The following is a 26220-nucleotide window of genomic DNA, read 5'->3' as shown; positions in this document are numbered from 1 at the left end:
TCGGTAGGGCTCTCGGCTGTGGACTAGGGCGCGACGGTCACCGGGGCGGCCGGCGAGAACGGCGAGTCGAGCTGGCCGCAGAAGTACCGGTAGGTGACCTCGAACGACTGGCTGCCCGCCTGCACGTTGACGGTCGTCGTCCCGGCTCCGACGGGGCTGGGCGCCGTGGCGTCGCCGGTCACGGCCACCTCGTAGCCGCTCAGCTGCTGGCCCGAGGGGCAGGTGGCCGCCGGCCAGCTGACCTGGACGAGCCCGCCCGGCGGAACCGCCGCGGGGTTCACGGTCGGTGCGTTCGCCGGAGCGCCGGGCGTCTCGGGGGCGCCGAGGTAGGTCACGGTGATGGCGGAGCCCACGGCGAGCGTGCCGCTCGGATTCACGTCGGAGACCGTGTTGGCCTGCTCGGGCGACGTCGCCGCGGCCCCCTCCTGCGTGGTGACCGCGAAGCCCGCCTGCTCGAGCTCGGCGCGGACCTCGTCGACGTTGCGGCCGATGTACGCGGCTCGGTCGACCACGACGGTCTCGGGGGCCTCGGACGTCGGGGGCGGCGGCGCCTCGCTCGTCGGCGGCGCCGAGGTCGGCGCCGTGGAGGCCGGCGTGCTGCGCGTGGGGTCGGGCTCGTCCTCGCCGCCGCCGAGGGCGAGCGCGATGAGCGTGCCGATGAGCACGAGGGCGAGCAGGATGATGAGCACGATGAGCGGCCACGTCCACGGGCTGCGCTTCTTCTCGGGCTCGCCGACCTCCTCCTCGGTCTCGGTGGTCGTCACGGCGGCCGCGCCGGCGGGCAGGACCGTGGTGGCCGCGGTGCCGGGCCCCGCCTGCTGCGGGAGGACGGCGGTCGCGGCCGTCGCAGCCGCCGCGGCGCCGAGCACCGCCGGGACGGCGGCGGCCGCGCCGCGCACGTCGCCGCGCCGCAGCGCGTTGGCCGCGCGCGCGAGGTGGGCGGCGGTCTGCGGGCGGTCCGCCGGGTTCTTCGCGATGCACGAGTACACGAGGTTGCGGACCGGCTCGGACACCGTGACCGGGAGGTCGGGCGGGGTCTCGTTGATCTGCGCCATGGCGATCGCGACCTGCGACTCGCCCGTGAACGGGCGGCGCCCGGCGAGCGCCTCGTAGGCCACGATGCCGAGCGAGTAGATGTCGGTCGTCGGCGACGCCGGGTGACCCGACGCCTGCTCGGGCGACAGGTACTGGACCGTGCCCATGACCTGGCCGGTCGCGGTCAGCGGCACCTGGTCGGCGATGCGAGCGATGCCGAAGTCGGTGATCTTGACCCGGCCGTCGGGCGTGATGAGGAGGTTGCCCGGCTTGATGTCGCGGTGCACGAGGCCCGCCGCATGGGCGGCCTGCAGCGCGCCCGCGGTCTGGGCGACGATGTCGAGCACCTTGTCGGTCGGCAGGACGTGCTCGCGCTCGAGGATGGTGGAGAGCGCCTCGCCGGGCACGAGCTCCATCACGAGGTAGGCGCTGCCCTCCTCCTCGCCGTAGTCGAAGACGTTGGCGATGCCCTCGTGGTTGACGAGCGCGGCGTGGCGCGCCTCGGCGCGGAACCGCTCGAGGAAACCGGGGTCGCCGAGGTACTCGTCCTTGAGGATCTTGATGGCGACCTGCCGCCCGATGACGAGGTCGGTGGCCTGCCACACCTCGCCCATGCCGCCGATGGCGATCCGGGACTGCAGTTCGTAGCGCCCACCGAAGGTGAGCCCTGCGCTCGGTCTCATTTGTTCAGCACCGCCTCTAGTACCTTCTTCGCAACCGGCGCGGCAACACCGTTGCCGAACCCTTCCTGACCAAGTCCCCCGCCGTCTTCCACGAGGACCGTGATCGCATACTGAGGGTCGTCTGCGGGGGCGAACCCGGTGAACCAGAGGGTGTATGGATCGTCCTCGCCGTTCTCCGCGGTTCCGGTCTTACCGGCCACGCTGACGCCGTCTATTCTTGCATTACTCGCCGCACCGTTCTCGACGCCCTGGACCATCATCTCGGTCATCGTGCGGGCCGTCTCGGCGCTGATCGCCCGCCCGAACTCCGAGGGCGCGAACTCCTCGATCGTCCGGAAGTCCGGGGCCGTGATCGCGTCGACCAGGTCGGGGTTCATGACGATCCCGTCGTTCGCGATCGCGGCCGAGACCATGGCCATCTGGAGCGGCGTGGCCCGCACCTCGCCCTGCCCGAAGCCGGTGAGCGCGGTCTGCGGCTCGTCCGGGTCGGCGGGGTAGGTGCTCGTCTCGGTCGAGTTCGGCGTCGTGAAGTCCGAGTTGAAGCCGAACTTCTCGGCCTGGGCGCGGATCGCGTCGTCGCCCAGCTCGAGCGCGAGCTCGGCGAACGGGATGTTGCACGACAGCCGCAGCGCGGTGGCGAGCGTCACCTCGGAGCCCCCGCCGCACGTGCCGCCGCTGGAGTTGCGCACGATCGAGCTCGTGCCGGGAAGCGTGAACTCCGCCGGGTTCGGGAACGTGCTGTCGGGTGTGTACCGCCCCGACTCGAGCGCCGCCGCCGTCATCACCAGCTTGAAGACCGAGCCGGGCGGGTTCATGTCGCCGCCCGTCGCGCGGTTGAACAGGGGGTCGGCCGGGTCCTCGACGAGGGCCTGGTACGTCTCCTCGACCTGCTGCCCGTCGTGGACGGCGAGCGTGTTCGGGTCGTAGGTCGGCTTGGTGACCATGGCGAGGATGCGTCCCGACGCCGGCTCGGTGACGATCACCGCGCCCGTGTAGTCGCCCAGCGCATCCCACGCCGCCTGCTGCGCCACGGGGTCGATGGCGACCTCGACGGAGGCGCCCATGGGGTCCTGCCCGGAGATGAGCCGGTTGAGCGAGTCGAAGAACTGGGACTCCGACTGGCCGCTGAGTTCGGCGTTGAGCGAGAGCTCGAGGCCGGTCGCCTCGCCGTTGACGGGGATGAACCCGGTGATGGGGGCGTAGAGCGGGCCGTTCGCGTAGATCCGCTGGAACTTGTAGTCGTCGTCGCTCGGCTCGGAGTACGCGATGGGCTCGCCGCCCACGAGGATCGGCCCGCGCTCGACCGAGTAGCTCTCGTAGAGGGTTCGCGCGTTCCGCGGGTCGGCGGCGAGGTTCTCGGACTGCACGTACTGGATGACGGTCGTGGCCACGAACAGCGTCAGGAACATGAGGAGGGCGACGATCGTCACCCGCTTGAGTTCTCGGTTCATCCGTCGATCACCAGCCTCGGGTGGTTGCGCACCGTGTCGGACAGTCGGAGGAGCAGCGCCACGATGATCCAGTTCGCCACGAGCGACGATCCGCCCGCCGCCATGAACGGGGTCGTGAGGCCCGTCAGCGGGATCACCCGGGTGACGCCGCCGACGACGATGAAGACCTGCAGGGCGACGACGAACGAGAGGCCGACGCCGAGCAGCTTGCCGAAGTCGTCCTGCCCGGCGAAGCCGATGCGGAAGCCGCGTGCCACGAACAGCACGTAGAGGCCGAGGATCACGAACACGCCCGCCAGCCCCAGCTCCTCGCCGAGGCTCGCGATGATGTAGTCGCTCTGGGGGACCGGCGTGAGGTCGGGGCGACCCTGGCCGAGGCCGGTGCCGATGAGCCCGCCGTTGGCCAGCCCGAACAGGCCCTGCACGAGCTGGTACGAGCCGCCCGCCGCCTCGTACACCTCGGGGTTGAAGGCGTCGAGCCAGTTGCGGAACCGGCCGTTGACGTATTCGAGGGTCTGGCTGGCGATGATCGCGCCGCCGAAGAACAGCGCGAGTCCGAGCACGACCCAGGAGAGCCGGCTCGTCGCCACGTAGAGCATGACGAGGAACAGCCCGAAGTACAGCAGCGCCGTGCCGAGGTCGCGTTGGAACACGATGACCGACATCGACAGCGCCCACACCACGAGCAGCGGCCCGAGGTCGCGGGCCCGCGGGAACTTCATGCCGAGGAACCGGCGACCGACCATCGACAGGGAGTCGCGGTTGCGGACGAGGTAGCCGGCGAAGAACACCGCGAGGGCGATCTTCGCGATCTCGCCCGGCTGGAAGGTGGCGATGTCGCCCACGCCGATCCACACGCGCGCACCGCTGACCTCGCGCCCCAGGCCGGGGACGAGCGGCAGGAGCAGCAGCACGATCGCGATCAGGCCGGAGAGGTACGTGTAGCGGAAGAGCGTGCGGTGGTTGCGCAGCAGCACGATGGTCGCGAGCGCCGCGAGGATCGCGATGGCGCTCCAGACGATCTGGCGCACCGCGGCGCTGTCCCACCCCGCGTCGCCGTAGGCGATGTCGATGCGGTAGATCATGGCGATGCCGAGGCCGTTCAGCACGGTCGCGATGGGAAGCAGGAACGGGTCGGCGTCGCGTGCGACGAACCGCATCGCGATGTGCAGGCCGAACACGAGTGCCGAGAGCCCCGCTCCCAGCAGGACGAGCTGGGTGTCGACGCGGCCCATCGCGCCGAGCTGCACGAGCACGATGGCGCCGGAGTTGATGACGCACGCCGCGAGCAGCAGCCAGAACTCGAGGTTGCGCAGCTTCTGGGGCAGGCGGATGCGGCGGACCGGCTCGGTCGCGGGCCCGCGGTCGGCCGCCTTGGTGGCTCGGTCAGTCAACGGATTCCCCCAATCGCGCCACGATCCGCCGCGCCTCCCCGAGGGAGCCGGCGCTGATCGTCTGCTCGACGCGTTGCTGGTCGTAGGTCCGCAGGTCGGCGATGTCGATCGGCGTCTCGGAGTGCAGGTGGCTGAGCGTGATCGGCCCCAGGTCCTGCTGGATGCCCTGGTAGATCGCCACCCGGCCGTTGTAGTCGCCGACGTAGAACCGCGTCTGGGTCCACTGGTACCCCACGATGAACGCCGTGACGATGGCGCCGATGAGCAGGACGATCCAGAGGCCCCAGATCATGCGGCGCCGCCGCCGACGACGCTCGTCCTCTTCGATGAGCTCGTCGAAGTACTCCTCGGAGTCCGGCTCGAAGTGCGTCTCCTGCACGGGGTGGGGCCGGAACGGGGTCAGGCGGATGCCGGGACGGCGGGCGGGTTCCGGTGTGCCGAACGCGACGGGGGCGGCCGCGGAGCCGACCACGAGCGGTGGCGTGTCGGGGGCGGGCGGGTCGCCGATGTCGAGGACCACGACGGTGACGTTGTCGGGTGCGCCGCCGTCGAGCGACGCCTTGACGAGCCGGTCGGCCACCTGCTTCGCGCCCGCGTCGGACGAGAGCATCTCGTGGATCTCGTCGAACGGCACGACGCCCGAGAGCCCGTCGGAGCACAGCATCCACCGGTCGCCGGGGTGCGTGTCGATCACGAGCGTGTCGATCTCGGGCGAGGCCTCGACGTCGCCGAGCACGCGCATGAGCACCGAGCGGCGCGGGTGGACCATGGCCTCCTCGGCCGTGATGCGGCCGGCGTCGACGAGTCGCTGCACGAACGTGTGGTCGGTCGAGACCTGGCTGAGCTCGCCGGAGCGGAGGAGGTACACGCGCGAGTCGCCGATGTGCGCGATGACCACGCGGTCCTGCTGCACGAGCACCGCGCTCACGGTCGTGCCCATGCCGGTCAACTCGGAGTGGTCGGCGACGGTCTCCTCGAGCGTGCGGTTCGCCGACAGCAGCGCCTGCTCGAGGGCGGCGACGGCGTCGGCGGATGACGCGTAGTCGGTGTCGGCGACCTCGGCGATGCGCTGCGTGGCGATCGCGCTCGCGACGTCGCCGCCGGCGTGCCCGCCCATGCCGTCGGCCACCAGGAACAGCCGTCGGCCGGCGTAGCCGGAGTCCTGGTTGTTCGAGCGGACCCGACCGACGTGCGAGACCGCGGCGCTCGCCTTGACGCTCGCCATCGGCTACCGCCGCAGCTCGAACGTCGTCGCCCCCACCTTGACGGTGGCTCCGAGCGGGATCGGCGTCGGCACGGTGACCCGGGAGCCGTTGAGGAACGTGCCGTTGGTGGAGTCGAGGTCCTGGAGCATCCAGCGGCCGTTCCACAGCATGAGTCGGGCGTGGTGCGTGGAGGTGTAGTCGTCGCGGATGATGATCGCCGAGTCGCTCGAGCGGCCGATCGTGATCTCGTCGCGGCCGAGCGGGAACTCCGCGCCGGCCTTGGCGCCCGAGGTGATGACGAGGCGCGTCGCGTTCTCGCTCGTCGCGTCGGCACCGGCGCCCGCGGGCGGTGCCGGGCGGTTCACCGCGGCAGTGGGCGCCGCGGGGCCGGCCGCGGGAGCGGGGCCGGGCGCGGGTCCCGCGGCGGCGACATCCGGCTGCAGCTTGCGGACGCGCTGGCCGAACAGGTCGCTGCGCAGGGCGTACACGATCGCGAAGACGAAGACCCACAGCAGCAGGAGGAATCCGAGCTGCAGGACGAGGAGGGTCAGTTCACTCATTCGGCCTGCCCCCAGAAACCGCCCGCATCGCGGCGCTGACCGGGGTCGACTCGTCGCCCGACGGCGGTGTCGGACGGATCGGCTTGGGCGAGCACCCGGAACACGATACGCGAGCGCCCGATGGTGATCACGGAATCGGGTTCGAGCACCGCCTCCTTGACGGGGGCTCCGTTCAGCTGCGTGCCGTTCGTCGAGCCCAGGTCGCGGACGCGGGCGCGCTGGCCGTCCCACTGGACCTCGGCGTGGCGCCGGGACGCCCCCGCGTCGTCGAGCGTGACATCCGCTTCGCTGCCGCGGCCGAGGACGGTGCGGCCCTTCAGCAGCGGGAACCGCTTGCCGTCGACGTCGAGCACGGGCGTCCACGCGACCCGGCCCTTCACGTTCTGCGAGTCGACCTGCACCATTCCCTCGGAGAGGCCCGCGTCGGCCTGCAGGTCGATGCGGATGCCGCCCGCGAACTGGAAGCGCTGGCTGGCCGCATGCTTCTGCACGAGATCGACGAGCTCGTCGATCAGGGCGGGCCCGAGCGACGACATGCGCTCGTGGTCGGCGGGCGACATGCGCACGGCGAATCGGTTCGGCACGAGCACCCGGTCGCGCGAGACCACCGCCGCCTTCGTGTCGATCTCGCGCTTCAGCGCGGCCGTGATCTCGACGGGCTGCAGCCCCGAGCGGAAGGTCTTCGCGAAGGCGCCGTTGACGGCGCGCTCGAGACCCTTCTCGAAGTTGTCCAGTAGGCCCACAGGTCTCCCGTCCGGTCCGTGACTCGACTGACATGCTAGCCCCCGCGACCGCGAACCCGCCGGGGGCGGCGCGCAACGACGCGGTCGGCGTGTGCGGGATCAGTCGAAGACGGCGGCCGCCTCCTCCTCGTCGACGTCGAGCGACAGCGTCGGGATCGAGGCCGTCAGCAGGGTGCCGTCGGCACGGCGCGTGCCGCGCACGTTCTGCATGGTCGGCGCGCCGACGCGCCGCGCGCCGTGGCCGTCGAGGGCGACCACGATCGGCGCCCCGGGCGTGACCACGATGCGCTCGCCGCGCACCTCGAGCGGCACCGCGGCATCCGCTTCGCCCGCCTCGACCGTGAACCGGATGGCCTCGCTCGTCAGGTCGACGCGGATGCGCGTGCCGCGCAGCGTGAGCCGGAAGGACAGCCGCTCCCAGCCGTCGGGGAGGCGCGGGTCGAACGTGAACCGGCCGTTGTGGTCGCGGAATCCGCCGAAGCCGGACACGAGGCCCGCCCACACGCCGCCGGTCGAGGCGACGTGCACGCCGTCGGCTGCGTTGTGGTGGAGGTCGGCGAGGTCGACGAACAGCGCCGACCGGAAATAGCGGAGCGCGAGCTCGTGGTACCCGACCTCGGCGGCGATGATCGACTGCACGACCGCCGACAGGGTCGAGTCGCCCGTGGTCAGCGGGTCGTAGTACTCGAAGTCGGCGAGCTTCTCCTCGGTGGAGAAGCGGTCGCCCTGCAGGTACAGCGCGAGCACCACGTCGGCCTGCTTCAGCACCTGGAAGCGGTAGATGACGAGCGGGTGGTAGTGGAGGAGCAGCGGCAGGTGGTTGTCGGGCGTGTGCTCGAGGTCCCACAGCTCCTTCTCGAGGAAGGCCGAGTCCTGGGGGTGCACGCCGAGCTGCGGGTCGAACGGGATGTGCATGTGCGCCGCGGCCCGCCGCCATCCGGCGACCTCGGCCGGGGTGACTCCGAGCCGCTCGACGAGGCGCTTGTGCGCCTCGGGCTGCAGGACCTGCAGGTTGTCGACGGCGGATGCCGCGGCGGCGAGGTTCGCCCGGGCCATCACGTTCGTGTACAGGTTGTCGTTCACGACGGTCGTGTACTCGTCGGGCCCGGTCACGCCGTGGATGTGGAAGACATCGTCGGTGTTCGTGCGCCAGAACCCCAGGTCCTCCCACATGCGCGCGGTCTCGACGAGGATGTCGATCGCGCCGCGCGCGAGGAAGTCCTCGTCGCCCGTGGCCGCGACGTACTGGCACAGCGCGTAGGCGATGTCGGCGTCGATGTGGTACTGCGCGGTGCCAGCCGCGTAGTACGCGCTCGACTCGAGGCCGTTGATCGTGCGCCACGGGAAGAGCGCCCCGCGCTGGTTGAGCTCGAGCGCGCGGGCGCGGGCGGCGTCGAGCATCCGCTGCCGGAACCGCAGCACGTTGCGCGCCACGATGGGCGCCGTGTAGCTGAGGAACGGCATGACGTAGATCTCGGAGTCCCAGAAGTAGTGGCCGCCGTAGCCCGAGCCCGAGACGCCCTTGGCCGCGACGCCGCCGCCGTCGGTGCGCGCGGTGGCCTGCGCGAGCTGGAACAGGTTCCAGCGCGTGGCCTGCTGCAGCTCGGGCTGGCCGGCGATCTCGACGTCGGAGCGGGCCCAGTAGTCGTCGAGCCACGAGCGCTGCTGCGCGAACAGCTCGGCGACGCCGACCTCGGCCCCGCGGTCGAGCGTGCGGTCGCAGCGGTCCACGAGCTCGCGCGCGGGGACCTTCCGGGCGGTGTGGTAGCTGATGAGCTTCGTGACCCGGATGGGCACGCCGCGCCGGGCGCGGATGCGGTACGTGTGCTTGGCGAGGTCGTCGCCGATCGACCCGGTCTCGGTGAACTCGTTGTCGGTGTCGATCGAGTGGCGCGCGCCGACCGAGATGGTCATGCCCGAGTTCGTGCACTGGTACCCGAGGATGTAGTGGCCGCCGTCGCGGCGCTGCACGCGGGGCTGCAGGACGCGCTCGGTGAAGGTCTCGGCCTTGCGCGGGTCGAACGCGCCGGGCGCCTCGGTCACGCCCGCGCGGTACTCGTCGCGGCCGTCCTGTCGGTTGAGGATCTGGCTCGAGATCGTCACGGCCGCGTCGGCGTCGAGCAGCTCGACCTCGTAGTCGATCACGCCGAGGTGGCGGTCGGTGAAGGTCGCCATGCGGCGGCTCGTGATGAGCACGCGCTTGCCCGACGGCGTGCGCCACTCGATGCGCCGGCTGAGGTAGCCGAACCGGAAGTCGAGCCGGCGCTCGTACGACATGATCTCGGCCTCGGTGATGACGAGCGGCTCGTCGTCGACGTAGAGGCGGATCGTCTTGGCATCCGGGGCGTTGACGATCGTCTGGCCGACGCGCGCGAAGCCGAAGGCCTCCTCGGCGTGCCGGATCGGCCACGTCTCGTGGAACCCGTTGACGAACGTGCCGTGCATGTGGCCGTCGCGGCCCTCTTCGACGTTGCCGCGGAGGCCGAGGTAGCCGTTGCCCACGGCGAACAGCGTCTCGGTGCGACCCATGTCGTCGGCGCCGAACTCGGTCTCGACGAGCGCCCACTCGTCGACGGGGAAGATCGAGCGGTTCATGGGATCGGTGTCGGCGAACCTCATGCGCGGTCCTCTCCGGTGATGGTGCGGGCGGGGGTGGCGGGGCCGTCGTGGCGGACGGCGGATGCGCCGCCGGCGCGCTCGAGCGCGGGGACCAGCTCGTCGAGCTCGTCGACGATGACGTCGGCGCCGAGTTCGACGAGCGCGTCGCGCCCCACGCCGCGGTCGACGCCGACCACGATCGCGAACGGACCGCTCGCGCCGGCCTTCACGCCGGACTCGGCGTCCTCGATGACGGCGCACTGCTCGGGCGGCAGGCCCAGGACCTCGGCCGCCCGGAGGAACATGTCGGGGGCGGGCTTGCCGGCGATCCCCTCGCGCGCGGCGACCGCGCCGTCGACGACGACCTCGAACCGGTCGGCGATGCCGGCGGCCTCGAGCACGGCCGGCGCGTTCTTCGAGCTCGACACGACGGCCACCAGGCCGCCCGCGCGTTCGATCGCGTCGAGCAGCGCGACGCTCGCCGGGTACGGCTGCACGCCCTCGTCGGCGAGGGTCTGGTTGAACGCGTCGTTCTTGCGGTTGCCGAGGCCGTGCACGGTCTCGGCCGTCGGCGCATCGGTCACCTCGCCCTCGGGCAGCGCGATGCCCCGGCTCGCGAGGAGCGACCGCACCCCGTCGTAGCGGGGCTTGCCATCGATGTACGCGTAGTAGTCCGCGTCGCGGTAGGGCTCGGCGCCGTGCGCCTCGAGGAACGGCGCGAACAGCCGTGCCCACGCGTGCATGTGCACCACCGCGGTCGGCGTGAGCACCCCGTCGAGGTCGAAGAGCCAGCCGCGGATGCCGCTCAGGTCGGCCTCCGACGGGTCGACGGGCGCGGTGCCGCGCAGGCTCGCGCGATCGTCGCGGGGGTGGGTCACGGGCGATCCTTTCGATCGGGGGAACTGGTCGGGGCGCCGGTGCCGGTAGTCAAGGCTATGCCCGCGCTCGGGAGCGGCGCGAGCGGTTCAGGCGACTCCGAGCGGATGCCGGGGGCGCACTGACGGGGAGGGGGAGCGGGCGTGGTGCCACGCGCAGGTATGTTAGTCTCGGTTGGCTGGTTCGCACCTGTGTGCGGGCGGCATGCGCAAGTGGCGGAATAGGCAGACGCGCACGGTTCAGGTCCGTGTGCCCGAAAGGGCGTGGGGGTTCAACTCCCCCCTTGCGCACCGAGGAACGGCCCGGGTCATCGACCCGGGCCGCTCTCGTCTCCGGGGTCGAGGCGGGCGGCTAGGCTGCCGGGCATGCCCGGGATCCTGCGTCCGTTCGTCCTCCCGGGGCTCGGAGCGATCGTCGTGCTCGCGGCGGCCGGCCGCGCGGTGCGGCGCATCGGCGGCGACGACCCCCGCGAGGACCGGGCGGTGCGCGCCCTCCAGGCCGCGCTCGGCCACCCGCCCCACGACGACGACGCGCCGGTCGACCCGGCCGAGCGCCGCGAGCTGCTCGACCGGGTCACCGGCCCGCTCTCCTGGTATTCGGGCGTGCCGCAGACGATCGCGAACGGGGCGTTCTGGTGCGCGGTGACGGGGTGGCTCGCACGCGACCGCCGCTCCGCGGTGGCCCCCGTCGCGGCGCTCGCGCTCGAGACCGCCTGCTTCCTCGGATCCGCGGCGATCGTCGGCCGGCCCCGACCGCGCGGCGTCTGGCGGCCCGAGCGCCCGCACGCGACCTCGTCGTTCCCGTCGGGGCACACCGCGGCCGCCGTCGCGCTCCACAGCACGCTCGCCGACCTGCTCGACCGGCACGGAGTCCGCGGCGGTCGCGTCCTCGGGCACCTGCTGCGATACGGGATTCCGGGCGGCATCGCGTTCTCGCGGATCTACCGCGGGCAGCACCACGTCTCGGACACGGTCGCCGGCGTGGTGCTGGGCCGGTGGAGCGCGGACGTCGTGCGGCGGGAGCTGCTCTCGCCGCCGGCGGCCGTCACCGGGCGAGCGCGAGCACCTCGGCGTTCGGCAGCGACGCGACGAACGCGCCGCTGACCGCTCGCCGCGGCCGTCGGGTCGGCGGGCAACCCGGGCGAGCCGGCTGCTGGCGTGGAGTCGAGCGTTCCGAAGCGCCTGCGACGAGGGTGCGCCGGATGCCGCGAGGGGGCGCGACTCAGTCGCCCGGCTCGACCCGCAGGGTGGTCGCCGCGGCGGCGGGGCCGACCACCGTCGCGACGACGCGGGGCGGATGCCGGTGGTACTTGTCGCGGTGCGCCGCATCGAGCGCCTCGTGCACGGGGTCGTCGGCGGCCACGTCGATGAATCGGGCCGGGTGCTCGATGCCCGCGGCCCGGACCCGCCCCTGGCGACTCGCCCGCGCGAGCCGGTACCACCCGTTCCCGGGGCCGTAGGCGGACCGCACGAACAGCCGGTCGCCGACCCGGGCGACCCAGATGGTCACGTGTCGTCGTGACGACCCGTCGGCGCGGGACGAGGCGATGCCGATCTCCTCGGCGTCGCCGATGCGGGCCAGTTCCTCGGCGGTCCACGGGCGCATGGTCATCTCCTTCGGGTCACCGCAGCGTCGGCGCGTCGCCGAGGGGCTCGATGAGCGTCGGGTCGTGCGGGTCGATGCGGCGGTGGTTGTTCACGCGCGGATCGACCTCGTGCTCGGTGATGGTGGGTGCGACGCGGTCGGACTGCGCGAGGAGGAAGTCGACCATCGCCCGCGCGTCGTCGGGCGAGAGCTTCGCGGGGTCGAGGTAGTGGTCGATCGCGTCGAGCGGGAGGTACACCGGCATGCGGTCGTGGACCTCGCCGGAGGCGTCGCGGGCCTCGCGCGTGATGATCGAGGTCGAGACCTCCCACTCGCCGTCGTCGAGCTTGCGCGCCGTCGAGATCGCCGCCGCCGCGAGGAGCTCGTCGGGCCCGTGCAGGTAGTGGGCGCGCTTCCTGCCCGGCTCGCCCGTCCATTCGTAGTAGCCGCGCATGGGAACGATGCAGCGCCCCGCGGCGAACGCGCCCTTCCAGAGCCCGTTGGTGGCGACGGTCTCGATGCGGCTGTTGAACTGGGGCCGCTTGGACTCCTTCATGAACGCCGGGCGGAAGTCCCAACGGGCCGGCTCGAGTCGCCGGACGAACTCGCCCGTGTCGGAGCGAGGGCGCTCGCGCACGATGGGAACGGTGTCGGTCGGCGCGAGGCTGTATGACGGCCGCCAGTCGGCGAAGTCGTTCTCGGCGTCGAAGACCGCGGTGAGGTCGTCGACCTCCTGCGAGACCACGAATCGTCCGCACATGTGAGCCCTCCGATCGGATGCCGCGAGCCTACGCCGAGCCGCCGACGACGTCGCGCGAGAACCTGAGGAACGCTCGGAAAACGATTCCTTCTCACGACCCCCGTTCGCGGGTAGGTTGTACCCAGAGATCGGCCTCCTGGGGCCGCGACGCCGCACGACGTCGTGCGGCGCCTCCGCGTTCTCGGGGCTCGATCGCAATGAAGCGAGAGAGAGGGCACCACCACATGAGATCCGCACCCCCCCTGCGATGGCGCCGACGCGCCGTCGCCGTCGCCGGCGCGCTCGCGCTCGGCGCCTCCCTGATGACGGCCACCGCCGCGTCAGCCGGAGACGACCCCCGAGTCGGCCTCGGCCCGGGCCTGTCCGACGCCGAGATCGCCGCGAGCGGTGTCGAGCTCCTCGAGAGCCTGCCGCTCCCGGCCGGCTTCTCGATCAACTCCGACCTCGCGTTCAAGGGCGACCGGGCCATCGTCGGCGGCTTCTCGGGCTTCCAGGTGTACGACGTCTCCGACCCGGCGGCGCCGGTCCTCGAGACGGCGTTCGTCTGCCCTGGCGGCCAGGGCGACGTGTCGGTCCACGGAGACCTCCTGTTCATGTCGGTCGAGGCGACCAACGGGCGCATCGACTGCGGCACGCAGGGCGCAGGCGGCCTGGTCAACCCGGAGCGCTTCCGCGGCGTGCGCATCTTCGACATCAGCGACCTCAGCAGCCCGCAGCAGCTTCCGGGCGTGCAGACCTGCCGCGGTTCGCACACGCACACGCTGGTGACCGATCCGGATGACACGGAGAACGTGTACATCTACAACTCGGGCACCTCGTCGGTCCGTCCGTCCGCCGAGCTCGCCGGCTGCGAGAACGCCGCGCTGACGGCCGAGCCGGTGACGGAGGGCAACCCGACGCAGTGGCGCATCGACGTCATCAAGGTGCCGCTCGCGGCCCCGGAGACGGCGTCGATCGTGAGCCAGCCGCGCATCTTCACCGATGCCGGGACCGGCGCCTACAACGGCCTGCAGAACACGCTTCCGGGCGCGCTGCACCCGAGCGGCACCGCGTACAGCCCGCTCCCGAACACCAACACGTGCCACGACGTGACGGCGTTCCCCGAGATCGAGCTCCTCGCCGGCGCCTGCCAGGGCAACGGCATCCTCGTCGACATCAGCGACCCGGTGAACCCGGTCCGCCTCGACGCGGTCGCCGACCCGAACTTCTCGTACTGGCACTCCGCCACGTTCAGCAACGACGGCTCGAAGGTGATCTTCACCGACGAGTGGGGCGGAGGAACGCAGGCGCGCTGCCAGGAGATCCACGAGCCGGAGTGGGGTGCGAACGCGCTGTTCGAGATCGTCGACGGCAAGTTCGAGTTCGCCAGCTACTACAAGCTGCCGGTCCCGCAGACCGCGACCGAGAACTGCGTCGCGCACAACGGCTCGATCATCCCGGTCCCGGGACGCGACATCATGGTGCAGGCGTGGTACCAGGGCGGCATGTCGATCTTCGACTTCACCGACACCGAGAACCCGGTCGAGATCGCGTACCTCGACCGTGGTCCGATCAGCGCCAGTGCGCTGACGCTCGGCGGGTACTGGTCGACCTACTGGTACAACGGCAACGTGCTCGGCAGCGAGATCGCCCGCGGCTTCGACACCATGGCGCTCGCGGAGACCGACGCGATGTCGGCGAACGAGATCGCCGCGGCCGGCGAGATCCAGCTCGACGAGTTCAACGCCCAGACGCAGTCCGAGCTCGTGCACGCGCCGAGCTTCGCCGTGGCCGGGTCCTACGTCGACCAGGCCGAGCGGGCGGGAACCCTGAGCGCCAAGGCCCTCGCGCAGGTGCGCAAGCACCTCGCCGAGGCGCAGGTGCTCGTCGAGGACGGGTCGAGCAGCCGTGCGGTCATCGCGCAGCTCGACAACGCCATCCGCAAGTCGGGTGCGCCGGCCGACTCGCCCGTCGTGCAGGCGATCACCGAGCTGAAGGCCACCTTCAGCTGATCGACCGGCGGGGAGGCCGCACGGCCTCCCCGCCCGACACGACGATGCCCGGCGATCCTCGGATCGCCGGGCATCGTCGCGTGCGGGCGGCGGCGGCGGGGTCAGGAGCGCTCGGCGAGCATGCCCTGCATGCGGGAGATCTCGATGCCCTGGTCGCCCTCGACCTCGCGCGCGAACTGGCCGATCGAGACCTCCATGCCGCCGCCGGCTGCGCGCAGGTCGGCGACCATCTCGAGGGCGCCCGAGTGGTGCTGGATCATGTACTCCAGGAACAGCCGCTCGAACTCCTCGCCGTCGGCGCCCTCGAGCCGGTCGAGCTGCTCCTCGGTGAGCATGCCGGGCATCATGCCGTCGGCGTGCCCGCCGTGCTCGTCGCGCAGCGGCGTGCCCCGGTCCTGGAGCCAGCGCGCCATGTAGTCGACCTCGTCCTCCTGGCTGATGCGCATGCGCTCCGCGAGCAGTCGGATGTCGCGATCCTCCGTCCGCTCCTCGACCAGGCCCGTCATGGTGAGCGCCTGATCGTGGTGTTCGATCATCATCTGCATGAAGGCCACGTCGGCCTCGGTGTGCTCGGGACCCTCGATCCCGGCGGCCTCATCGGGCGACAGCGTGCGATTCGGCTCGCCCGGTGCGCCGAGCTGGACCACGGGCCCGGTCGACCTCGGCTCCTCCGACGTGGTCGTGCACGCACTCAGCCCGATCGCGAGTGCGATCGCCGTTCCGATCGTGCAGGATCGCCGCAGCGCCGTCATCCCAGTACCTCGTCTTCGTTGAAGGGCATCGGTCGCCGGCGACGTCGTGAGCTGCCGGCGTGCGCCTTCCATTCAACTCGAAAGCGGCGGCCTGTGCGAACGGTGGGAGCGAGCGCCACGGACGGGCGCACGGTGCATGATTGCGACATGGCCTTCGGACTGCGCGCCGACGTGCTGCGCCCCACCGACACCGAGGCGGGGCAGCGCGTCACGTACGTCGAGCTCTTCTTCGACCTCGTGTTCGTCTTCGGGCTGACGCAGCTCGGGGCGTACCTGTACGAGAACCAGAGCCCCCTCGGCGCCCTCGAGGGCGTCATCATGGTGTGCGCGCTGTGGTGGGCGTGGGTGTCGACCACCTGGGTGACGAACTGGCTCGATCCCGTCAAGCTGCCCGTGCGCCTCGCCGTGATCGCGCTGGCGTTCGTGGCGTTCGTGATGAGCACCGGCATCGCCGAGGCGTTCGGCGACCGGGCGTGGACCTTCGCGCTCGCGTACGTCGTGCTGAAGCTCGGCCGGGCCGTGTTCATGGTGTGGGCGACGGGCCGGCACGACGAGCAGGTCTCGCACGACTTCGGCAACGTCCTCGTGTGGGCGCTCCCGGGAGCCGGGCTCTGGATCGCCGGGGCGCTGCTGCCCCTGCCGCTGCAGCTGCCGTTCTGGGGTGCCGCGCTCGCGCTCGAGCTCACGGGCAGCATCCTGGGCTACCCGGTTCCCGGGCGCGGTCGCATGGAGATCGGGCGGTGGGACGTCTCGGGCGCGCACCTCGCCGAGCGCACGGCGCTGTTCGTGCTCATCGCCCTGGGCGAGGGACTGCTCGTGACCGGCTTCGAGTTCGTGGGCGAGGAGTCCTCGCCCGAGCGCGTCATCGCGGTCGTCGGCGCGTTCGCCTCGGCGGCCGCGTGCTGGTGGATCTACTTCGACCACGGCGAGCGGATCGGCGCCGAGGCGCTCGAGGCTGCGGACACCCCGGGCCGGGTGGCCCGCACGGCGTACTCCTGGGTGCACCTGCTCATCGTCGCGGGGATCGTGCTCCTCGGGGTCGGCGACAAGGAGGTGCTCGGGCACCCGCACGAGCAGAGCCTGCCGGCGGTCGTGACCGTCCTCGGCGGACCGGTCCTGTTCCTGCTCGGCACCGTCCTGTTCCGTCGCGTGCTCGAGCGCCGCTGGATGCGCTCCCAGCTCGCCGGAGTCGGCGCGCTGTTCGTGGTCGCGGCGTTCACGCCGCTGCTCGACCCGCTCTCGACGGGGTCGCTCGCGGCGCTCGTGCTGGTCGCGACCGCGGCCGGCGAGACCCTCGAGCGGGTGCGCCGGCGGGCACCGCAGGGCGGCTGAGACGCCCCGGCCCTCGGCGGGACCGGGTCAGCGGCCCCCGAACTCCTCCTGGTCGTCCTCGGGATCGGCGACGTCCTCCAGGATCACCTCGGCGTCGTCCTCGCCGACGCCTTCGCTCTCGAGCTCGAGCTCGTACTCGACCTCGGCCTCGCGGCCCTTCTGGTAGCCGTGGCCGAGCGGGTTGTCGAAGTTGATGGTCATGGGGTCCCCTCTCCCGCGTCTGCGGTCAGGCTAGCCCCGGATGCTCCGGAGCGGAACCGGTTGACGCGGATCAGCGGCGCGGGAGCGCGAGGATCCGCTCGAACGCGGCATCAGCCACCGGGTCGACCTGCTGCAGCTCGGGGTGCGCATCGTGGAAGTCGACGATGCGCCGGGCGCCCTCGTCGAACGTGACGGTCGTGCGGAACTCCGGCACGAGCGTCTTCACCTTCGCGTTGTCGAAGACCATCGAGTGCGCCTTGTCGCCGAGCAGGCCTGGTCCCCACTCCGGGTGCACGGCCGCGATGGTCTCGGAGGCCACGTGCACGAGCTCGGGCTCGGCGACGCCCGCGGCGTCCGCCAGCCACCCGTAGATCTGGTTCCACGTGGGGGCGTGGTCGCCCGTGATGTGGAACGCGTCGCCCACGGCCAGCGGGTTGCCGAGCAGGCCGACGAACCCGACGGCGAAGTCGGCGTGGTGGGTGATGGTCCACAGGCTCGTGCCGTCGCCGTGCACCACGACGGGCTTGCCCGCGCGCATGCGGGCGATGTCGGTCCAGTGGCCGAGGGTCGGCAGCAGGGTGGCGTCGTAGGTGTGGGACGGGCGCACGATCGTGGCCGGGAAGCCGCGCTCGCGCATCGCGGCGACGAGCAGGTCCTCGCAGGCGATCTTGTCGCGCGAGTACTGCCAGACGGGATTCACGAGCGGTGTCGACTCGGTGACGGGCAGCCGGCTCGGCGGCGTCTGGTAGGCCGACGCCGAGCTGATGTACACGTACTGCCCGATCCGGCCCTCGAACAGGTCGAGGTCGACCTGCACGTGCTCGGGCGCGAACGCCAGGAACTCGCACACGACGTCGAACTCGAACGGATCCGCTCCGCCTCGACCGAGCGCCTCCCGCACCGTCTCGGGGTGCCGGATGTCGCCGACGACCTGCCGCACCTCCGCCGGCAGGGGCCGGAGGCGCGACGACCCGCCGCGGTTCAGGACGGTCACGTCGTGCCCGACCGCGACGGCCCGAGCCACGCACGCCGAGCTGATGATGCCGCTGCCGCCGATGAAGAGGATCCGCTTCGAGCTCATCGCACCATGCTGTCACCCCCGGAGGCCGAGCGGCGCGGGCTCAGCCCGTGCGACCCGCCCACGGGTCGTAGTCGACGAGCAGCGGCTCCTGCTCGGGGCGTTCGCCGTCGGGCACGTGCTGCAGGTTGATGCGCACGCGGTACCAGAGCGAGCTCGACCCGCGCATGCCGTCGACCATCACGTCGGCGGGCGAGAGATGCGCCACGACCTCGGGGTGGGCGCCCTTCCACCGCTCGAGCGCGTCGATCGCCTCGGGCTTCGTCTCGGTCCGGGCGACCTCGATCAGCGGCATCCGGGACTCGCGCCGGCCCGTGCCACCGGACCCTCGTGGCGCTCGCGGCGCCTTCTCGGCCGGCCCGAGCTCCTCCGCCAGCCGAAGCAGCCCCTCGAGGCCGCCGGCGGCCCCGTCGATGCCGGCGTGCGGGTCGCCGCGCTCCGCGAACCGCTCGAGCACCGTCGCGACCGTGAACTCCTCCGGGCGCCGGGTGCGCACCTCGCCCCAGTCGAGGGGCGTCGACACCCGGGCGTCGGGCAGCGGGCGCACCGAGTAGGCGGATGCCACGGTGCGGTCCTTCGCGTTCTGGTTGAAGTCGACGAACACGCTCTCGCCGCGCTCCTCCTTCCACCAGCGCGCCGTCGCGAGCCCGGGTGCACGTCGCTCGACCTCGCGGGCGAGCGACTCGGCGGCGAGGCGCACGTCCCGGTAGTCCCATTCCGGCCGGATGCGCACGAGCAGGTGCATGCCGCGCGAGCCCGAGGTCTTGGGCCAGCCGACCAGCCCGTGATCGTCGAGGACCTCGCGCGCGATCATCGCGACGTCCACGATCTGCGCCCAGTCGACGCCGGGCATCGGGTCGAGGTCGACGCGCAGCTCGTCCGGGCGGTCGAGGTCCTCGGCGCGCACGGGGTGCGGGTTGAGGTCGAGGCAGCCGAGGTTCACGACCCAGGCGAGGCCGGCGGCGTCCCGGACCACCGCCTCCTCGGCCGACGTGCCCGAGGCGTAGTGCAGCGTCGCGGTGTCGATGAAGTCCGGGTGGTTCTCGGGGACGCGCTTCTGGAAGAACGGCTCCTGCCCGATGCCCTTCACGAAGCGCTTCAGCACCATCGGCCGCCCGCCGGCTCCGCGGAGCGCACCGTCGGCGACGGACACGTAGTAGTTCACGAGGTCGAGCTTGGTCAGGCCCCGCTCGGGGAACACGACCTTGCCCGGATGGCTCACGCGCACCTCGTGGCCCCCGATGTCGAGGACCACCGCGTCATCCTTCGCGGCCGCCACGACACCACACTATGGGGTGACGGATGCCGGCGCGACGGCCACGCCGCCGTCGGCGCGACGGGCCGGCCCCTCCTGCTCCGCCGCGCCGTACCCGACCGCGTCCTCGTCCTCGTCCGCGTCCTCCGCGGGGGCCGCGGGCAGCAACTGGATCAGGATCGCCGCGGCGAGGCAGGTCGCGCCCGCGAGGGCGAGCAGCGATCCGACCGGGGACGCGTCGCCGACCGGCCCGCCGAAGGCGCCCGCGAGCTCCTCGCCGATGCCGATGCCCGCGCCCCAGAGGAAGAAGCTCGTCGCGTGGATGAGGAGCAATCCGCAGGTCACCACGAGGTGCGCGTTCACGACCCCGCGACGGGCGCCCACGAGCGCCGCGACGGCCGCGGCGGCGGTGATCACGGTCGAGCCGATCGCCCAGACGGCCGGGCTGGCATCCACCCCGCCCCGGCCCGCGCCGAGCACGAGGTAGATCTGCGCGGCGTCGAGCGCGGGCACGCGCGCGAGGGGGTTCCAGAGCAGCAGGTGCAGGGTGCCGAGGGCCACCACCGCGAGGTTCGCCCCCGCGAGCACGGCCACCGTGAGCGGGACCCGCCCCGGCGGAGACGCGTCGCGGCGGTGCTCGGCCACGCCGAAGACGATGAGCGCGTAGCCCGTGACGGCCGCGGCCAGGGCGAGCAGGATGATGAACGGCGAACGCGCGGCTCCGGACGTCTGCACGAGGATCGGCGCCGCCGCCGCGGCGGCCGCACCGAGCCACCGGCGCCACGCAGGAGGCTCGCCCGCCGTCAGCACGAGGGCGACGCCGAGCGGCAGCGCGATCCACACGCCGGCGAACTCGAGCGCGTGGGATGCGGCGCCGACGATGCCGCGCCACGCCGCGGACGGGAACCCCGGCGCGGTGAGGTCGACCGACACGCTCGTCGCCGCGACGATCACGGCCACCGCCAGGAACGACACGCCCGCGCGCGCGTGACGGCCCGCGAAGGGGGAGCGTCGCGGCATCCGGGCCATGGCGACCTCATCTCGTGCTCGGCAGCGTGTGCCGTTGCCTCCAGATTGGCACGGATGCCCGTGGTCAGGGAACCGTGCTGGGCTCGGTCACGTCGCGTCCGCCGCGCCGCGTGCGCGCATGGGCCCACGGGTGCAGGACGTCGAGCAGGACCAGGACCGCTCCGAGCTCGACCACCCCGAGCACGAAGTACACGGCCTGGAGCGGGCTGAAGGGGATGAAGATCATCTGCACGAAGATCCAGACCAGGATGCCGAACCCCGCCACGGCGGCGGCGGCCATCGCCCAGCGCGTGCGCCGGGCGACCATCACCAGCGCCGCGACCTGCGTGCCGCCCACGACGAGCCCGAGCGCCAGGCCCGGCACCAGCGTCGACGCGAACGGCGAGCCCTCGAGGTAGGAATCGGGGATGGCGAGGGGAGACCCGCCGAGGTCGGCGATCGAGCCGATGACGAGCACCACCCCGCCGAGCACCGACGTGACGGCCGTGAAGCCCAGCGCGGAGAGCAGGACGATCCGCGCGACGCGCTCGAGCGACATCCGCATCACCCCCTCGATCGGACCGCCTCCAGCATCCCCCCGCGTGCGCGGCGCGCAGGGGACCAAAGCCCCGGTGCGCCGTCGTGCCGTGACGGCGCGACCCTCACGCGCGCATCTGCACGCGCAACCGGTCCATGGGCAGCGCGGGGATGTGCCGGAGGCTGATCCGCAGGTCCTGGTCGGGCACCGAGAACGGCCGCGAGGCGGCGAGCTGCGCGAACCGGGCGGTGAGGGCGATGGTGGCGGCCTCGCCGGGGCACCGGTGGCCGGTCGCGGCCTCCCCGCCGCCCTGCGGCACGAGCGTGTTCGGGTCGCCCTCCCAGCCCTGGAACCGCTCGGGGAGGAATCGGCCCGGCTCATCCCAGAGCCGTTCGTCGTGGTTGGTCGCGTACAGGTCGAGGACGGCGCGGTCGCCCGGCTCGAAGTCGCGGCCGCGCCACTCGAAGGGGCGCTGCACGGTTCCGGAGATCACGGGGAAGAAGGGGTAGAAGCGGCGGACCTCGTTGGCCACGCGCGTCGCCGCGTCGGCGTCGTGCTCGACCGCCGCGTGCCACTGCGGATGCGTGTGCATCGCGTGCACCGCGAAGACGAGGAACCGGCTCACGGCGACGATCGGGCGCAGCAGGTTCAGGACCTCGACCGCAGCGACCTCCTCGGGCAGCGGCGCCCCGTGGTCGTCGGAGCCGTCCGCGATGGTGCGGATCGCCGAGTCCGGACCGGCGTCCGCGAGGCCCGACCGCACGTCGGCGACGAGCCCGGAGGCCCAGTCCTCAGCGCCGCGTCGTCGGGCCCGGGCGATCCGGTCGACGGGCCCGATCGAGCTCGCCCGATCGACCATCGCCGCGAGCCTGCCCGCCAGGTCGCGGTCGTCGACCCGGTCCCGGGGGATGCCCGCCCAGGCGAGGGCCGACCGGGTCAGCACGAGGTTGCCGAGGTCGTACAGCGGCACCTCCTGCCCGGCGTGCTCGGCGCGCACGCGCCGCCACTCGTGCTCGAACGACTCGACGAGCCGCACGACGCTCGCGTCGTCGAGCATGCGCATGAACATGGTCTTCCGGTGCCGGTGCGGCGGTCCCTCGAGGCTCTGGACGCTCCCGTCGTCCTGCAGCAGGTGCTGCACCGACGACGGCATCGCGCGCTCGCGCGAGAACCGGTCGCCCTCGTAGAAGACGGATGCGGCCTCGCGGCCGTGCATCACCACGGCGCGCGTCCCGGCCAGCCGTGCCTCGAAGGCGTCGCTGCCGAGCTTCCGGAACCTGCGGGTGCCGTACAGGTACCCGTTCCGGAGGAACGCCAGCGTGTCGTCGGGGGCGGGTGAGCGGGGGATCACGGTAGGGGTGTCGCTCATCGTTCCACGGTAGGCGGGCCCGGACCGGTCCGGGCACGGGGCGGGACGCGTGTCTCGGTGGAGCGCGTTCAGTCGGCTCCGGCGGCGGACGCGTCGGCGTCGACGAGCGCGGCGGCCTCGGCCGGCGTGAGCGGGTCGGCGAGCGTGACCGCGGCCGTGCGCGCCGGCGGCTCGGTGCGGAAGCCGATGGACTTGTGCGTCCCGTCGCAGAACGGGCGGATGGCCGACGCACCGCAGCGGCACAGCGCCACGGTGCGGCGGTGCGCATCGATCGGTTCCCCGTGCTCGTCGACGAGGTCGATCTCGCCGCGCACGATCAGCGGTCCGTCGGCGCAGGCCGTGACGGTGACCGGCGGGGCGGATGCCGCGTCGCGAGGCGTGCGGCTCACGGCAGCGGCGTCCGCAGCGCCGACTCGCCGCGCTCGAACGCCTCGCGCAGGCCGCCCCAGAGCCGGCCGTCGATCGTCAGGCACGCCGACGCGCCGAACAGGATGTCGTCGACGAGCGCGGGCTCGGTCTCCGCGAGTCCTCCGGCGAGGTCGTGGGCCGCCAACTGCTCGTGGACGGCGTCGGCCTCGACGTGCTCGTCGAAGTACTCGACCACCTCGTGGTCGAACCCGAGGCGACGGAGTCCGCGGGCGTACGCCCGGCACGGCAGCGACGAGGTCATCTCGTACGCGGCGAGGTGCCCGACGATGGCGCCGCGCCACCGCCGGTGCAGCCCGAAGAAGGACATGAGGTTCATCGAGGCGTACACGCTCGCGGGCACGTGGTCGGCGTAGGCGCCGTAGCGGTCGTCCAGCCCCGCCGCCCGGAGCGCCGCCGCGTACATCGCGGCGTGCTGGCGCTCGGGCCGGCCGTCGCCGTACTCGTCGGCCTGGATCTCGACGAGCGCGACCTTCGCACGGCCGTGCAGGCGCGGGATCGCCCAGCTGTGCGGATCGGCTTCCTTGAGGGTGTAGATCGACCGGCAGGCGAGCACCTCGCGGACCTGCTCCTCGGTCGCGTCGCGCTCGACGTAGGCGGACAGGCCCGGAGCGTCGTCGCGCGAGGTCAGCTCGAAGAGGGCCTCTGGCACGCCGCGCGTCGCGGTCGGCTGCGGCACCGTGCCGCGGAGCGCGAGCTCGAACGCGCGCTCGAGGTCGAGCCGCACCTGCAGGAGCCGCGGTTCCCACTCCCAGCTCTCGGGCACGCCGTCGATGCCGCCGTAGTGGAGCTCGTAGAGCAGGAACAGCGCGAGCTGGATGTCGTCGTCGTCGAGCACGTTCCGCGTTCGCGCGAGGGCGCCGGTCGCGCTCGCGTCGACGAGGTCGAGGCCCGCGAGGCGCTGGTGGGTCATGGTGCGCAGCAGCGCGGCGCTCAGCGGCCCGCGCGGCGACGGCGGTGCCATGGGCCGCATGGGGTCGGAGGCCACCGGGACGGCCGCGGGCGCGGCCGCCTCGGGCTCCGGCCCCTCGGGTCCGGGATCGATCGGGGTCGGGGCGTCGGTCAACGTCACGTACCGCCTCCTCGCTGTGTCGTGCTGGTCACGCTACGACGCAGGCGCCCGGGCGGGCAGGGGGTTGACCCCCTCCGCGGGCGGGTCTAGGCCGCGGCCGCAGGCCGGCCGCGGTCCGCCGGCCCGCTCAGTCCGTGGCGATCGGCGGAGCGGCGGCGCCGAGTGCGCGCTCCAGGTCGCGCACGAGGTCGTCGGGGTGCTCGAGCCCGACCGACAGTCGCACGAGTCCCTCGGGGATGGTCGGGGCCTCGGCGGGCCACCGCCGGCGTCGCTCGAGCGTGGACTCGACGCCGCCGAGGCTCGTCGCGTGGAGCCAGACGCGCGTGGACTCGGCGACGCGCTCCGCGGCATCCGCCCCGCCCCGCACCACGATCGAGACGATGGTGCCGAAGCCGGGGTACCGGACCTCCTCGAGCTCCGGGTGCCCGTCGAGCCGCGCCGCGATCGCCCTCGCGGTCGACTGCATGCGCTGGAGCCGAACGGGGAGCGTGCGCAGGCCGCGCAGCGCGAGGAAGGCCTCGAACGCGCCCGGGATCGCCCCGTTGAGGCGGCGGCGTTGCTCGATGCGGGCGAGCAGCGCGTCGTCGCGCCCGATCACGGCGCCCATGAGCACGTCGCTGTGGCCCGCGATCGACTTCGTGGCCGAGTGCACCGAGAGGTGGGCGCCCGAGTCGAGCGGATGCTGCAGCAGCGGACCCGCGAAGGTGTTGTCGACCGCGAACAGGGCGCCGGCCTCGCGCGCGGCCCGGCCGATCGCATCGAGGTCGGCGACCTCGAGGGCGGGGTTGGTGGGCGACTCGATCCAGACGAGGTCGGCGCCGGACGCGGCATCCGCCACCTGCAGCGCGTCGCGGACGTCGACGTAGCGCACCTCGACCTCGCGGGCGGCGGCGAGGTCGTCGAGCTGGCCGATCGTGCCCGTGTACGAGTGGCGCGGTGCGACGACGGCGCCGCGCGAGGGGACGAGGTCGAAGACCGCGGCGATCGCGGCGATGCCCGAGGCGAACGACACGCACCGGCCGCCCTCGAGGGCGCCGAGCGCCTCCTCGAACGCGGTCCACGAGGGATTGCCGTAGCGACCGTAGGCGACGGGGCCGCCCGCCGAGTACGTCGACGTGAGGTGGACGGGCGTGTTGAGCGGCCCGTCGGGCACGCGCTCGGGCCGGCCGGCGTGCACCGCGAGCGTCTCGGGGTGCAGGTCGTGGAGGTCGTCGTGGTGGGTCATCGGGGCTCCTCGGGTGGGTTCGTCCTCCGATCCTCCCGCACCGCGGGCGCGCATGGCGCCGGGTTGCGCCCGCCCGCGCACGGCCCGCCGTCGGCGGGAGGGCGCAGACTGGAGGGGTGACCCCCGACCTCGCGCTCGACTGGCGTGCGCCGCACGAGACCTCGGTCGTGCAGACGCTCGGGCCGCTGCGGCGCGGCCCGGGCGATCCCGCATTCGCGCTCGCGGCCGACGGGTCGGTGTGGCGGACCACGTTGACGGATGCCGGGGCGGCGACCCTGCGCGTGCGGCAGCTCGCGCGCGACCTGGTGCGCTGCGAGGCGTGGGGCCCGGGTGCCGAGGCGGCCATCGCGCTGGCGCCGTCGATGCTGGGCGAGGGCGACGACACGTCGGCGTTCGCTCCGGACCTGCCGGTGCTCGCCGACGCGCACCGGCGCAACCCGGGGCTGCGCGTGCCCCGCACGGCGCGCGTCATGGAGGCGCTCGTCCCGGCGATCCTCGAGCAGAAGGTCATCTCACTGCAGGCGCACGCGTCGTGGCGGCGCCTGCTCCTGCGGTTCGGTGCCGCGGCTCCGGGTCCGACCCCGAGGCCCATGCGCGTCGTGCCGACGGCGGGCGGATGGCGCGCCGTTCCGTCGTGGGAATGGCACCGTGCGGGCGTCGACCCGCGCCGCGCGGCCACCGTGCAGCGCGTCGCCGGCCACGCCGAGCGCATCGAGGAGGCGGCCGACCTGCCGCCCGCGGAGGCGGCGGCCCGGCTCACGCACTTCGCGGGGGTCGGAGCCTGGACGGCCGCCGAGGTCGCGCAGCGCGCGCTCGGCGACGCCGACGCCGTATCGGTCGGCGACTACCACATCGCGAACTACGTGGGCCATGCGCTGTACGGGCGCGACATGACCGACGACGAGATGCTCGAGGCGCTCGCGCCGTGGGCGGGGCACCGCTACCGCGTCATCCGGCTGCTCATGGCGGCGGGACTGCCCGGGCGTCCGAGGCGTGGGCCGCGCATGGCGTTCGTCGACCACCGCGCCCACTGAACGCGCGGATGCCCCGCGGGCGCGCCTCGAGCACCGCGGTGCCGGGTCGT

General features: G+C 72.7%; 24 protein-coding genes and 1 tRNA gene. 5 read left to right on the top strand and 20 right to left on the bottom strand.

Features of this window, described 5'->3' with window-relative positions; translation table 11 throughout:
• Window positions 1-23: 23 nt before the first annotated feature.
• The 8 genes from WBQ80_RS10110 to WBQ80_RS10075 form a co-directional block, all read right to left on the bottom strand.
• Window positions 24-1718, bottom strand: a complete 1695-nt coding sequence (locus tag WBQ80_RS10110) for a serine/threonine-protein kinase (protein WP_336572370.1) — start codon at window positions 1716-1718, stop codon at window positions 24-26.
• Window positions 1715-3169, bottom strand: a complete 1455-nt coding sequence (locus tag WBQ80_RS10105; RefSeq protein ID WP_336572368.1) for a peptidoglycan D,D-transpeptidase FtsI family protein — start codon at window positions 3167-3169, stop codon at window positions 1715-1717. Before WBQ80_RS10105 ends, WBQ80_RS10110 begins: the two co-directional genes overlap by 4 nt.
• Window positions 3166-4563 carry an FtsW/RodA/SpoVE family cell cycle protein gene (locus tag WBQ80_RS10100; protein WP_336572367.1) on the bottom strand — a complete coding sequence of 466 codons (1398 nt, stop codon included), beginning with the start codon at window positions 4561-4563 and terminating at the stop codon, window positions 3166-3168. The genes WBQ80_RS10105 and WBQ80_RS10100 overlap by 4 nt, the downstream gene beginning before the upstream one ends.
• Entirely contained in the window at window positions 4556-5788 is a 1233-nt protein-coding gene (locus WBQ80_RS10095; RefSeq protein WP_336572366.1) for a Stp1/IreP family PP2C-type Ser/Thr phosphatase, read from the bottom strand. The genes WBQ80_RS10100 and WBQ80_RS10095 overlap by 8 nt, the downstream gene beginning before the upstream one ends.
• A gap of 3 nt (window positions 5789-5791) precedes the next feature.
• The gene (locus WBQ80_RS10090; protein ID WP_336572365.1) at window positions 5792-6328 is read right to left on the bottom strand and encodes an FHA domain-containing protein FhaB/FipA; all 537 of its coding nucleotides are present in this window, start codon (window positions 6326-6328) and stop codon (window positions 5792-5794) included.
• On the bottom strand, window positions 6325-7071 hold the full coding sequence (locus WBQ80_RS10085; RefSeq protein WP_336572364.1) for a DUF3662 and FHA domain-containing protein: 747 nt from the start codon (window positions 7069-7071) through the stop codon (window positions 6325-6327). The genes WBQ80_RS10090 and WBQ80_RS10085 overlap by 4 nt, the downstream gene beginning before the upstream one ends.
• A 99-nt stretch (window positions 7072-7170) precedes the next feature.
• Window positions 7171-9690 (bottom strand): glycoside hydrolase family 65 protein, encoded by a 2520-nt coding sequence (locus WBQ80_RS10080; RefSeq protein WP_336572363.1) that lies wholly within the window; start codon window positions 9688-9690, stop codon window positions 7171-7173.
• The gene (locus WBQ80_RS10075) at window positions 9687-10478 is read right to left on the bottom strand and encodes an HAD family hydrolase (RefSeq protein ID WP_336572398.1); all 792 of its coding nucleotides are present in this window, start codon (window positions 10476-10478) and stop codon (window positions 9687-9689) included. The genes WBQ80_RS10080 and WBQ80_RS10075 overlap by 4 nt, the downstream gene beginning before the upstream one ends.
• A 273-nt stretch (window positions 10479-10751) precedes the next feature.
• Between WBQ80_RS10075 and WBQ80_RS10070 the strand changes: the two genes are divergently transcribed.
• Both WBQ80_RS10070 and WBQ80_RS10065 read left to right on the top strand, forming a co-directional pair.
• Window positions 10752-10835, top strand: a tRNA-Leu gene (locus WBQ80_RS10070).
• Between the two features lie 75 nt (window positions 10836-10910).
• On the top strand, window positions 10911-11648 hold the full coding sequence (locus WBQ80_RS10065; protein WP_336572362.1) for a phosphatase PAP2 family protein: 738 nt from the start codon (window positions 10911-10913) through the stop codon (window positions 11646-11648).
• Between the two features lie 118 nt (window positions 11649-11766).
• On the opposite strand, the gene WBQ80_RS10060 is transcribed toward WBQ80_RS10065, so the two are convergent.
• On the bottom strand, window positions 11767-12150 hold the full coding sequence (locus WBQ80_RS10060; RefSeq protein ID WP_336572361.1) for a DUF2255 family protein: 384 nt from the start codon (window positions 12148-12150) through the stop codon (window positions 11767-11769).
• A gap of 16 nt (window positions 12151-12166) precedes the next feature.
• Window positions 12167-12889 carry an SOS response-associated peptidase gene (locus tag WBQ80_RS10055; RefSeq protein WP_336572360.1) on the bottom strand — a complete coding sequence of 241 codons (723 nt, stop codon included), beginning with the start codon at window positions 12887-12889 and terminating at the stop codon, window positions 12167-12169.
• 224 nt (window positions 12890-13113) lie between these two features.
• On the opposite strand from WBQ80_RS10055, the gene WBQ80_RS10050 reads away from it, so the two are divergent.
• The gene (locus WBQ80_RS10050) at window positions 13114-14880 is read left to right on the top strand and encodes an LVIVD repeat-containing protein (protein WP_336572359.1); all 1767 of its coding nucleotides are present in this window, start codon (window positions 13114-13116) and stop codon (window positions 14878-14880) included.
• Window positions 14881-14981: 101 nt separating this feature from the next.
• Here the strand turns inward: WBQ80_RS10050 and WBQ80_RS10045 are convergent, their stop codons facing one another.
• Window positions 14982-15632 (bottom strand): DUF305 domain-containing protein, encoded by a 651-nt coding sequence (locus WBQ80_RS10045; RefSeq protein ID WP_337282542.1) that lies wholly within the window; start codon window positions 15630-15632, stop codon window positions 14982-14984.
• A 147-nt stretch (window positions 15633-15779) separates the two neighbouring features.
• Between WBQ80_RS10045 and WBQ80_RS10040 the strand changes: the two genes are divergently transcribed.
• Window positions 15780-16964, top strand: a complete 1185-nt coding sequence (locus tag WBQ80_RS10040) for a low temperature requirement protein A (RefSeq protein WP_337282541.1) — start codon at window positions 15780-15782, stop codon at window positions 16962-16964.
• A gap of 27 nt (window positions 16965-16991) precedes the next feature.
• Here WBQ80_RS10040 and WBQ80_RS10035 read toward each other — a convergent pair whose 3' ends face one another.
• The 9 genes from WBQ80_RS10035 to WBQ80_RS09995 all read right to left on the bottom strand — a co-directional run bounded on the left by WBQ80_RS10035 (window position 16992) and on the right by WBQ80_RS09995 (window position 25136).
• Window positions 16992-17165, bottom strand: a complete 174-nt coding sequence (locus tag WBQ80_RS10035) for a hypothetical protein (protein WP_336572356.1) — start codon at window positions 17163-17165, stop codon at window positions 16992-16994.
• Window positions 17166-17235: 70 nt separating this feature from the next.
• Entirely contained in the window at window positions 17236-18246 is a 1011-nt protein-coding gene (locus tag WBQ80_RS10030; protein WP_336572355.1) for an SDR family oxidoreductase, read from the bottom strand.
• A 40-nt stretch (window positions 18247-18286) separates the two neighbouring features.
• Window positions 18287-19522 (bottom strand): non-homologous end-joining DNA ligase, encoded by a 1236-nt coding sequence (ligD, locus tag WBQ80_RS10025; protein ID WP_336572354.1) that lies wholly within the window; start codon window positions 19520-19522, stop codon window positions 18287-18289.
• Window positions 19523-19531: 9 nt separating this feature from the next.
• Window positions 19532-20527 carry a hypothetical protein gene (locus WBQ80_RS10020; RefSeq protein ID WP_336572353.1) on the bottom strand — a complete coding sequence of 332 codons (996 nt, stop codon included), beginning with the start codon at window positions 20525-20527 and terminating at the stop codon, window positions 19532-19534.
• Between the two features lie 64 nt (window positions 20528-20591).
• Window positions 20592-21065 carry a hypothetical protein gene (locus tag WBQ80_RS10015; protein WP_336572352.1) on the bottom strand — a complete coding sequence of 158 codons (474 nt, stop codon included), beginning with the start codon at window positions 21063-21065 and terminating at the stop codon, window positions 20592-20594.
• A gap of 103 nt (window positions 21066-21168) precedes the next feature.
• Window positions 21169-22413 carry a cytochrome P450 gene (locus tag WBQ80_RS10010; RefSeq protein WP_337282540.1) on the bottom strand — a complete coding sequence of 415 codons (1245 nt, stop codon included), beginning with the start codon at window positions 22411-22413 and terminating at the stop codon, window positions 21169-21171.
• Window positions 22414-22481: 68 nt separating this feature from the next.
• Window positions 22482-22802, bottom strand: a complete 321-nt coding sequence (locus WBQ80_RS10005) for a CDGSH iron-sulfur domain-containing protein (RefSeq protein WP_336572350.1) — start codon at window positions 22800-22802, stop codon at window positions 22482-22484.
• The gene (locus tag WBQ80_RS10000; protein ID WP_442892707.1) at window positions 22799-23911 is read right to left on the bottom strand and encodes an iron-containing redox enzyme family protein; all 1113 of its coding nucleotides are present in this window, start codon (window positions 23909-23911) and stop codon (window positions 22799-22801) included. The genes WBQ80_RS10005 and WBQ80_RS10000 overlap by 4 nt, the downstream gene beginning before the upstream one ends.
• Window positions 23912-24038: 127 nt before the next feature.
• Window positions 24039-25136 carry a trans-sulfuration enzyme family protein gene (locus tag WBQ80_RS09995; RefSeq protein ID WP_336572349.1) on the bottom strand — a complete coding sequence of 366 codons (1098 nt, stop codon included), beginning with the start codon at window positions 25134-25136 and terminating at the stop codon, window positions 24039-24041.
• Between the two features lie 116 nt (window positions 25137-25252).
• Here WBQ80_RS09995 and WBQ80_RS09990 point away from each other — a divergent pair, with 116 nt between their 5' ends.
• Window positions 25253-26170, top strand: coding sequence for a DNA-3-methyladenine glycosylase family protein (locus WBQ80_RS09990; RefSeq protein WP_336572348.1), 918 nt, complete (start codon window positions 25253-25255; stop codon window positions 26168-26170).
• The last annotated feature ends 50 nt before the right edge of the window (window positions 26171-26220 follow it).

Source organism: Agromyces sp. CCNWLW213 (assembly GCF_037199545.1).
Classification (GTDB): Bacteria; Actinomycetota; Actinomycetes; order Actinomycetales; family Microbacteriaceae; genus Agromyces.
Note: the sequence above shows the minus strand (reverse complement) of the source record. Positions and strands in the feature narration are given on the sequence as shown.